Origin of the sequence: Vibrio frigidus (assembly GCF_042465995.1) — a bacterium.
Taxonomy (GTDB): Bacteria; Pseudomonadota; Gammaproteobacteria; order Enterobacterales; family Vibrionaceae; genus Vibrio.
Genome location: NZ_JBCDMC010000006.1, coordinates 348,084 through 358,377, shown reverse-complemented (window position 1 = coordinate 358,377; position 10,294 = coordinate 348,084). Strand labels below are relative to the sequence as shown.

Genomic DNA, 10,294 nt, shown 5'->3' with positions numbered 1-10,294 from the left:
CTGGTTGCTGCATTTTGGAACTCTAAAATTAGGGATCGTAGATGAAGTAGTTGGTCGAGTAATCCGGCCAACATAAGTGTTACCTATGTGACCGGTTTAAAGTGTTACCTATGAGGTCGGTAGTACATTTGGCACTAACCGAACGGCATTGCAATCATAAGGTTGGCTTCTTATTTGTTATTTTTTCATCAACTTAGCAAGATCAGCAAACGGATTGTGTGTTGCACTTTCGTGCTCATCTTGTCCTGGTTTAATCTCAGTACCATATTGGTCATGGTCGGTATATTTTGAATGCTCATGATCATGACAATAAATACACAGTAACTCCCAATTGCTACCGTCATTAGGGTTATTGGTATGGTCATGGTCTTTGTGATGAACCGTTAGCTCTCGCAGATTTGAATATACAAACTCGCGCGCACAATTCCCGCACACCCACGGATACATTTTTAATGCTCTATCGCGGTAATCACTTTCTTTGCGAGCATATGCTGCACTACTACCATAAAAATCTGACGCCATGTTAACTCCTAACTTTCTACCACCTAAAAATCTGCCTTAGCGTAACACAATACGAGCCAATATATAAAAGCAAAAAGCGGATTTAAACGATGCATGCTAATATGAAAGGCGTGTATCTATAAATGAAAAAAATATCATGACAGCAACCAGTTACCTCAATAAATTGAATCAAAAATATCTCGCTATCCATAAAGAGAAAGAAGACTTTTTTTGGGAAACGTACATGGGAATCAGTGATGACCATGAAGGATCGACAAAGGCGCAAACTCAATGGACTCAATACTTAAGTAATCCACTGAAGATTAATGAGTTAAAGGCGCAAATAGATGTAGCCAGTAGTATAAAGGACCCTGAAGAAAAACGACAAACCATCGTTAGCCTGTCTGGATGGCTTGCAATGTTTCAGGCGCATTCTATCGAGTCGAGAGAAGCACAACAATTAAAAGAAAAACTGATTCAGTTTGAAGCGGATTTGTTCGAGAAAAAACAGAATCATATTATGCATTACACCGATGAAAATGGTGTAAGACTTGAAGGTTCGCTCCCGACGATAGGGGCAGTCATTCGTACTCATGATAATGAGAAAGTGAGAGAGTCGGCGCATCATGCTCTTCTCGACCTAGAGCAATGGTTACTCGAAAATGGGCTTTTGGAATTAGTGAAGCTGAGAAACCAGTTTGCTCGTTCATTGGGATATAAGACATTTTTTGACTATTCGATAGAGAAAACAGAGCAAATGACCACGGCTCAACTGTTCTCTATTTTAGATGATTTCGAACAACAAACTCAAAAAGGTCATTTAGGTAGCCTAAAGAACCTAGTTAATGAGAAAGGCGTTCAGGCACTGTCAGCGCATAACTTTGTGTTCTCTTTTGCTGGTGACGCGATGAGGGATTTAGATCAGTACGTTCCTTTTTCTCAATCTTTGCGACGTTGGATTGAATCGTTCGGTCGCTTGAATATTGACTATTCAGGGGCGGAGCTTACGCTTGATTTGTTGGACAGAAAGGGCAAATATCCAAATGGTTTCTGCCATGGCCCTATTCCTTCTTTTTATGACCAAGGAAACTGGGTAGCGGCAAAGGTTAATTTTACGAGTAACGCTAAGCCAGACCAAATGGGTAGTGGGTACGACGGTATCAATACGCTTTTCCATGAAGGCGGTCATGCCGCTCATTTTGCCAATGTTAAAATGAATGCACCTTGTTTTTCTCAGGAATTTGCACCAACCTCAATGGCCTATGCTGAAACACAATCGATGTTTTGCGACAGCCTGCTCACGGACGGAGATTGGTTAAAACAATATGCATTAAATGCAAGTGGTGAGTCGGTTACTCAAGAAGTGATAAAAGGGATGATAGATAGTAAGCAACCATTCAAAGCTTACGAAGAACGAAGCATTTTGGTGGTGCCTTATTTTGAACGGGATTTATATCTATTAAGTGATGATGAATTGTCCCCAGAGCAGGTGACTAAGCTCGCGCGTGAATCTGAGAGAAAGATACTTGGTTTAGAGTGCAGTCCTAGGCCACTTATGGCGATTCCTCATCTTCTTTCTGATGAGTCTGCTTGTGCTTATCAAGGTTATCTATTGGCACATATGGCGGTCTATCAAACGCGGGCCTATTTTACGAAAAAATTTGGCTATCTAACCGATAACCCTAGCATTGGCCCGTTAATGGCGAAACATTACTGGGCGGCAGGAAACAGTGTGTCACACACACAATCTATACAAGCTTTAACTGGGGAAGGCTTCAATGCGAAATATCTCGCTGATGAGTGTAACTTGACCTCGGATGAAGCGTGGCGAATAGAACAAGATAAAATATCTGCTCTTGCGTCGCGTGAACGCACGGCGGTAAAACCACTCAATGCGAAGATCAAAATTGTTGATGGGTCGACAATCTTAGCGTTGAATGAACAGTCGGATGATGCGATGTGTGAAGCGTTTGAGGGATATATAAGTCAAGTATACAGTAAATGAGCATTGCGGGTTGCTGTATACAAGTGCTCTAGTAGCCCGTTATTCCGGTGATAAATTGACCTGAATTGGCCTAAGGACCCAACCTTGGTGCAATGCTGTTCGGTTAGTGCTAAATACTTCGTCATTCCCGTGAAAACGGGAATTTTGGTGAGTTTAGACCCCCATTTTCATGGGGAGAATGTTGAATGCGAAAGATGTACTAACTTAACAGTGGCTTAAGCCATCGACAACGTTTCCATATTGAAACTGAAAACCTAACTGGACAATTTTCTCTGCACTGATTCTCTTTGCAGGTATATTGTTCAATTCAGGCATCTGTGATTCCTCGTCGCTGTTCAGTATCGCCTGATTGTAAAATTCGTATTTTGTCACGGTATTAGGCGATGTAACATTAACGACTTGATTGGTGATATTGCTTAAGCTAAATATCACCGCATTGATGACGTCTTCTAAGTGCACCATATTAACGGGTGCGACGTTACTAATACTGGTCATTTTACTGACAAAGCGGGCGGGGTGACGGTTTGGACCGAATAACCCCGAACATCGCAATATCACATAATCTATCCCTGAATCGATTAGCGATTGCTCGGCAGTCAACATGGTGCGTGCATTTTCAGAGAATAGGTCATTATTTTCTGCTAAAGACAAACAGGCGTCATGTTCAAACATCGTTTGGTTAGCATTAGAGTAAGCCGATGTGGAGCTGATCATAACGATTTTCTTCACTCCGGCTTTTAACGCGCTATTAACCAGGGCCTGCCATTGATTGGAATACGCTTCTCCTTGACCTTTTTTGAATCCAGGAGGGAAAGCGCCGACAAGGGTTTGCACGTTACGAGATTGCAATTGGTTTATGATCAGTGGGTTTGCTACCGAGTGTTCAGAATCAAGGTTCATCGCAAAGCAAGGAAGGGATAATTTTTCCAATTCTTCGAGCCTTTCTGATGTAGTCCTTGTGCCGAAAACGGATTGTCCTTCAGCATGTAGGCGTTGTGTTAGCGGAAGGCCAAGCCAACCTGCTCCAACGATAGCAATGCTAGTCATTAACGGCTCTCAATTACACGGAAAGGATACGTAATACTTTGTCAGCGTGCTCAGCTACTTCAATACCTTCATTCGTCAAATAACCGCCGTCTGACATGGTACATAGATTTTTTGCATATAAACGTTTCACTGCCGCTTGTAGTTCTTCTGATGCGTCATTGTGAACTTTGATCCCCTTTGCTGCGCTGCTTATATCGAACTGGAGAAGTAGATTAAGTTCGGTGATGTTTTCTTCTGTATATTTCATGTTTAATTCCTTAACGATTTATCTTTATCTGCCATCAACATTAAATTGCATTGCACTTCGGAACAAGAATCCGTGCAAAAAACTGTTAGCTATGATGGAAATGGTTAGTTTTAGAGCAATATACAGCGTTATTGTAGGGAAAGCACTTGCCTTAGGATATAGCTAAAAACAATAAAAAACATCACCTTTATAGCGTGTAGGAAGTTACATACAAAATAAGTGTAATGAAGTTTTAACTTGGTTTAAAAAATGAGCGAAATAATTGGAATATCTGCGTTTTGTCTGCAAGGTCAGTATGAGAATGCCGGCCTTTTTATGTCAAATGGATATAAAAAAATAACCAATAGAACTCAATCATACAAGTGTTTATCCACAATATCTGTGGATAAAATGTGAAACACTAATGAGAATGAGCTTTTCATAAGCGCAAGCTATTTTTAAAGAAATTTTACCCTCACTCTACCTTCTTTAGTAAGGGTCTTTTTTAAGCTTAATTGAAGCGTAATTGTTATTGAAATGGACATCATGACAAAGATAGCGATCAAAATTATCATCTGGTATTTGATGGCAATCATTGGGCTAGTGCCGCCTAATATTTGCCCTGTCATCATACCCGGTAGTGTAACTACCCCTGTTGTTGCCATAGAGGCAAGGATTGGTGCTAAGGATTTTTGCATCGCGACACGAACAAAAGGGATAGACGCGTACTGCGGTGAGGCACCTAAAGAGATAGCCGCTTCGTATTCAGATTTGCGTTGTTCAAACGCGTCATAAAGATTTTGCAGCGCGACGATATTCCCACTCAAACTATTGCCAAGTAGCATTCCAGATAGAGGGATAATGTATTGAGCACTATATAAAGGGGTCGGTTGAATGACGGCGAAAGTTAGAATGAAAAGTAGGGGGGTCAATCCTATCAATAAACCTGTTAAAACTGGTACAAATAACAGCCTCGTGGGTAGCTTGGCTTTAGAAATTATCGCGTTACTTCCGACAACAACCATGATGACCAACCATAATAAATTGAGTAATAGGTTATTGGTTTGAAAAACAAATTCCAAATAAAACCCTACTAATATAAGTTGGACAGCCATTCTAATGGTGGCGGTTATCATATCCTTCATCAGTTCCAGCTGATATCGATGATTAATATACAAAGGAACAAGAAGCACAAGCGAGAAGAGCGAAAGCTGTATCCAAGAAATATCTAAGGCTGTCTGCATGATTTTTTTTATCAAATAAGAGGTAATGATTAGCATACCGCATTTTGAAATGAACAGTGATTATTTACTGTGTGCTCCTGAAGTGATTTTACAAATCGATAACATTTTCGGCGTCAAAATAAGTGGGGCCAGACTTTTATATTACCGCCAATATCTGTCGAGATTAGGCAAAAACCACTAAAAAATGATGATTTTTCACTCGAGTTAATCTCTTTTTATCAAAAAATAAACCGATATTATTTTTACATATCCGTTTATATCTATTCACATAAAACATTAATAAAACACATCTTCGTTTCACATCAAAAAAGCCGTGAATAACTTGGTACATAAGGCCTAAGGTTATTGAAGCAAACATTTTAATGGGCTTAAAATTTACAATAACAAATGAATTGTTGTTCGATAACCTCGGACATTGATTGGCTGATATTAGTTACATAGCGAGTAAATGTATGAAAAATGTTAACAAAAGCATGGATGGCGAAACCAGATCTCTGGAATGGAAATCTTTTCTTATTATATCCGTGGTTCTGTTTCCTGTTTTAAGCGTTGCCTTAGTCGGCGGTTACGGATTTTTAATTTGGTTTATGCAAGTCTTTTTCATGGGGCCTCCGGGCATTCACGGTTAATACTTTTCTCCTTTTAAACACTCAATTTTTAGAGAACCAAATATGATTGCCTTAATTAAAAAACTTTGGACAACCATGACGCGACCAGCGTTGCATATTAGCTTGGGCGTGTTAACGCTAGGTGGTTTTATCGCCGGCGTGATTTTTTGGGGTGGTTTCAATACTGCTCTAGAAGCAACCAATACTGAAGAGTTCTGCATCAGTTGCCACACGATGGAGGAAAATGTGTACAAGGAGCTTCAAGAAACCGTTCACTGGAAAAATAACTCTGGTGTACGGGCAACCTGCCCAGATTGCCATGTTCCTCATGAGTGGACTGATAAGATTGCGCGCAAAATGCAGGCATCTAAAGAAGTATTCGCTCAGGTATTTGGTAATTATGACGAGCCTGGTGTATTTGAAGAGCGTCGTAAAGCTCTGGCACAGCATGAGTGGGACAGATTCTCAGCAAATGGCTCTCTAGAGTGTAAAAACTGCCATAACTATGACTCGATGGATTTTGACTCAATGTCTCCAGCTGCGCAAACACAGATGAAATTAGCGGCAGAAAAAGATCAAAGTTGTATTGATTGTCATAAAGGTATTGCACACAAATTGCCAGAAGGTATGAACGGCGCGGGCGATATGATGGAAGCGTTGGAAGAAATCGCAACTGAGACCAACTATGACATTGGTCAAAGTATTACCACGTTAAGACATTTGGCGCTTTTTGAAGATTCGGCAATGACCGTTGATGCAGGAAAAATCATGCCCGCATCGAGCGCTATTATCATCGACCAAGAAGGTGATGCGATTCAAATTCAATTAGAAGGTTGGCGTAAAGCTCGCGGATTTGCGCGTGTAATCCAAGAAGAGTTTGGTATGAATATTGGTGTTGCTTCATTAACGAAAGCAGCGGCAAAAAATAAGAAAATTATTAAGAAACACGAAAAGAAAGTGGATGAGTTAACGGGTCTGCCTTGGCAACGAGTCACGGCGAAACTCTGGATGAAGAAAGAAACCGCAATCAATAGCATTGATCCAATTTGGGAAAAAGCCAAAGTCGCGTATCAATCAAACTGCTCTACATGTCACTCACAACCAGAAGAGGGTCATTTCGATACGAATACTTGGCCTGGCATGTTCAACGGAATGCTGGCATTCGTAAATTTCGATACAGATACGGAAGCCCTCATCTTAAAATATTTACAAAAACACTCTTCAGATTTCTCTGAAGATAGCCATTAAGCTTTAAGGAGTAACCCTATGACTATAACAAGAAGAAGCTTTCTTAAGGGTGCAGCAGCAACGAGCGCTGTATCTGTAATTGGTCCTAGTTTGTTAATGTCAGCAAAAGCAAGCGCTGCGGATGCTGGTACATGGAAAACAACTGGGTCACACTGGGGTGCATTTCGCGCGCTAGTACAAGACGGTAAAGTGCAGGATATCAAGCCACTTGAGCTAGACAAGCACCCAACCGAAATGCTCAACGGCATAAAAGGGATCATTTATAGCCCTTCACGTGTACGTTACCCAATGATACGTTTAGATTGGCTTAAGAAACACAAATATGCAGCCGACACACGTGGTAACAACCGTTTTGTTCGTGTTAGCTGGGATGAGGCTATCGACCACTTCTACAATGAGTTAGAACGCGTTCAGAAAGACTACGGTCCTTGGGCTCTTCATGCTGGTCAAACTGGTTGGCGTCAAACTGGTCAGGTTCACTCTTCTGGTAACCACATGCAACGCGCGGTTGCAATGCACGGCAACTTTATTAAGAAAGTCGGTGACTACTCGACGGGTGCTGGTCAAACTATCTTACCGTATGTTTTAGGTTCAACAGAGGTGTACGCTCAAGGTACTTCTTGGTCAGAGATCTTAGAGAACAGTGACAACATTATTCTTTGGGCGAACGATCCAGTTAAAAATCTTCAAGTCGGTTGGAACTGTGAAACTCACGAATCATTTGAGTATCTCGATCAGCTGAAAGAGAAAGTAGCGAAGGGTGATATCAACCTGATATCGGTTGACCCAGTTAAGAACAAATCACAACGTTTCTTCAACAACGATCACATGTATATTCATCCGCAAACAGATGTTCCATTTATGTTAGCGCTTGCACATACTTTGTATAAAGAAGAGCTGTACGACGAAGATTTTGTCGACACGTACTGCTTAGGTTTTGAAGAGTTCATCGCTTATGTAAACGGCGAAACAAAAGACAAAGTAGAAAAAACGCCAGAATGGGCAGCGGAAATATGTGGTATCAGTGCAGACAAGATTCGTGAGTTCGCACGTATGCTGACAAATGGTCGCACGCAGCTTCTATTTGGTTGGTCAATCCAACGTCAGCAACACGGTGAGCAACCATATTGGATGGGCGCGGTTTTAGCGGCGATGCTTGGTCAAGTTGGTCTGCCTGGTGGTGGTGTTTCTTATGGTCACCATTATAGCTCTATTGGTGTTCCTTCAACTGAATTTGCAAGCCCGGGTAGCTTCCCTCGTAACCCAGAACAAGGCACTAAGCCAAAATGGGATAATAACGATTTTAACGGCTACAGCAATGTCATTCCGGTGGCTCGTTGGATTGATTGCTTAACCGATCCGGGTAAAGAGATTCGCCATAACGGTAATACGGTTAAACTACCGGGTTACAAGATGATGGTTATCTCAGGTTGCAACCCATGGCATCACCATCAAGACCGTAACAATATGAAGAAAGCGTTCCAAAATCTTCAAACCGTTGTAACGGTAGATTTTACGTGGACAGCAAGTTGTCGTTTCTCCGATATCGTTCTTCCCGCTTGTACGCAATGGGAACGTAATGATTTAGATGGATACGGTTCATATTCTAAGCGTGGATTAGTCGCCATGCAGAAATTGGTTGAGCCACTATTTGAATCGAAATCTGATTTCGATATTATGACTGAGCTGACCAAACGCTTTGGTCGTGATAAAGAATATACTCGCGGCATGAATGAGATGCAGTGGGTGCAACATCTATATAGCGAATGTCGTAAGGCGAATACGGGTAAATTTGAGCTGCCTGAATTTGATGCATTCTGGGAAAAAGGGTATTTCGATGCGGGTAAAGGTAAACCTTGGGTTCGCCATGCAGCATTCCGTGATGACCCTGAAACCAATGCATTAGGTACACCTTCCGGTTTCTTAGAAATTTCTAGCCGTAAGATTGGTCGTTTTGGTTATGAAGAGTGTCAAGAACACCCAATGTGGTTCGAGAAAAGTGAACGTTCACATGGTGGTCCGGGCTCAGATAAACATCCGTACTGGCTACAGTCTTGTCACCCTGATAAGCGTCTTCACTCACAAATGTGTGAGTCCGAGGAGATAAGATCAACCTACGCAGTTAATGGTCGAGAGCCTATCTACCTTAATCCTGAGGATGCAAAAGCGAAAGGCATCAAAGACGGAGATATGGTAAGGGTATTTAACGATCGTGGTCAGCTTCTTGCTGGTGCTGTGTTGATGGACTCTTATGCCCAAGGCGTGGTTCGTATCGAAGAGGGTGCATGGTATGGTCCTGCTAACGAAAAAGTGGGTTCTATCGATACCTATGGCGATCCAAATACGTTGACTCAGGATATTCCTGCATCAGAATTGTCTCAAGCGACGTCAGCGAACACCTGTTTGGTTGATTTTGAGAAATTTGTAGGTGAGTTACCGCCGGTAACCTCGTTTGGTGGGCCAATCGAGATGAAAGCGTAAGTAAGTTGTTCATTGCCTAAGTAACATAAAAATGCCGACCTTTATAGGGCGGCATTTTTTGTAAATGTGTGGTTTCATAATCAAAGTGTTTATTGATTGATATAGGCTTTAAAGCGCGCTTTGGTTTCCGGTGTCGCTTTGTCATACCAAAAATGAAGCATCTCTTCGGAGGTGTCCGCGTTCGATGAGTGAGATGACGGTGATGACGACGGTGTTATCTCTACAGCGGCTCCAGTCGCGACGGCTGTGGCTGTACCGACGGCGATCGTTGGGGAGTTCGAGGTGTGGTTAGTCACTGAAGCTCTGCTATTCGAAATCGAAGCTGGTCCACCTGAAGCGTTGTAATCTTGTGTTTCCTTTACGTAGTCTCGACCGATCTGCATGCCGTCAATTTGCAAGCTACCCTCTTTTTTTTCAATAGCTTGTTGGTTATCTGTATCGACAAGAGCCCAAGTGACATCATCGATGTTTTTTTTCGCTTCTGTGGCATTTCTGAATTCTGGGAACACGAAGGCTAGTTTGGTATTATTTGCGGTGAATTTTACGATAATAACCGGTGTATCAACGCGCGTATAGTTGTCCCCTCTGGTATAGGTATAACTGTATCTAAAGGCAATTTGGTTTTCCCCGTCAGGCAGTGTTGCTGTCTGTTTGGACGAAAAGAGGCTGCTGTTTACCTTTGCTTTCGCTCCATTTACAACCAACAAATCTAGGTTCGAGTCTGCTATCAATTCAATAGTAGAGAATGCAGGTAAACTTACACAACTCATTAACGCGGATAGAATAATGGCTATATGTTTCATTTGGTCTGTTTTCCACTGGATTAGGGTCGACGGATATACACTTAATATCGTTAATAATAGCCATAATACCGTGTGCTTGTTTCACCGGAAGTAGAATTTGTATAAAATGAGTAACAAGTAGTAAGAATTAT

9 protein-coding genes are annotated in these 10,294 nt (G+C 41.7%); 4 read left to right on the top strand and 5 right to left on the bottom strand.

Annotation, left to right across the window (positions count from 1 at the left end):
- Positions 1-177: 177 nt before the first annotated feature.
- Positions 178-522: a YajD family HNH nuclease gene (locus AACW90_RS12745; protein ID WP_195702963.1), complete on the bottom strand. Its 345-nt coding sequence runs from the start codon at positions 520-522 to the stop codon at positions 178-180.
- Positions 523-658: 136 nt separating this feature from the next.
- On the opposite strand from AACW90_RS12745, the gene AACW90_RS12740 reads away from it, so the two are divergent.
- Positions 659-2,506, top strand: coding sequence for a M3 family metallopeptidase (locus AACW90_RS12740; protein WP_390234963.1), 1,848 nt, complete (start codon positions 659-661; stop codon positions 2,504-2,506).
- 204 nt (positions 2,507-2,710) lie between these two features.
- On the opposite strand, the gene AACW90_RS12735 is transcribed toward AACW90_RS12740, so the two are convergent.
- From AACW90_RS12735 to AACW90_RS12725, 3 genes are all read right to left on the bottom strand, one after another.
- Positions 2,711-3,553, bottom strand: coding sequence for an NAD(P)H-binding protein (locus tag AACW90_RS12735; protein ID WP_390234962.1), 843 nt, complete (start codon positions 3,551-3,553; stop codon positions 2,711-2,713).
- Between the two features lie 13 nt (positions 3,554-3,566).
- Positions 3,567-3,800: a TIGR02647 family protein gene (locus AACW90_RS12730; RefSeq protein WP_195702966.1), complete on the bottom strand. Its 234-nt coding sequence runs from the start codon at positions 3,798-3,800 to the stop codon at positions 3,567-3,569.
- A gap of 437 nt (positions 3,801-4,237) precedes the next feature.
- Positions 4,238-5,023 (bottom strand): ABC transporter permease, encoded by a 786-nt coding sequence (locus AACW90_RS12725; RefSeq protein ID WP_390234959.1) that lies wholly within the window; start codon positions 5,021-5,023, stop codon positions 4,238-4,240.
- A gap of 452 nt (positions 5,024-5,475) precedes the next feature.
- Here AACW90_RS12725 and torE point away from each other — a divergent pair, with 452 nt between their 5' ends.
- Genes torE through torA form a run of 3 tightly spaced genes read left to right on the top strand, consistent with a single transcriptional unit; the run spans position 5,476 to position 9,360 of the window.
- A complete protein-coding gene (torE, locus tag AACW90_RS12720; RefSeq protein ID WP_195702968.1) occupies positions 5,476-5,652 on the top strand; it encodes a trimethylamine N-oxide reductase system protein TorE in 177 nt (58 codons plus the stop codon).
- Between the two features lie 42 nt (positions 5,653-5,694).
- Positions 5,695-6,879, top strand: a complete 1,185-nt coding sequence (gene torC, locus AACW90_RS12715) for a pentaheme c-type cytochrome TorC (protein ID WP_390234957.1) — start codon at positions 5,695-5,697, stop codon at positions 6,877-6,879.
- A gap of 18 nt (positions 6,880-6,897) precedes the next feature.
- Entirely contained in the window at positions 6,898-9,360 is a 2,463-nt protein-coding gene (gene torA, locus AACW90_RS12710) for a trimethylamine-N-oxide reductase TorA (RefSeq protein ID WP_390234955.1), read from the top strand.
- An 89-nt stretch (positions 9,361-9,449) separates the two neighbouring features.
- Here torA and AACW90_RS12705 read toward each other — a convergent pair whose 3' ends face one another.
- Positions 9,450-10,163: a DUF2057 family protein gene (locus AACW90_RS12705; protein WP_390234952.1), complete on the bottom strand. Its 714-nt coding sequence runs from the start codon at positions 10,161-10,163 to the stop codon at positions 9,450-9,452.
- Positions 10,164-10,294 lie beyond the last annotated feature (131 nt).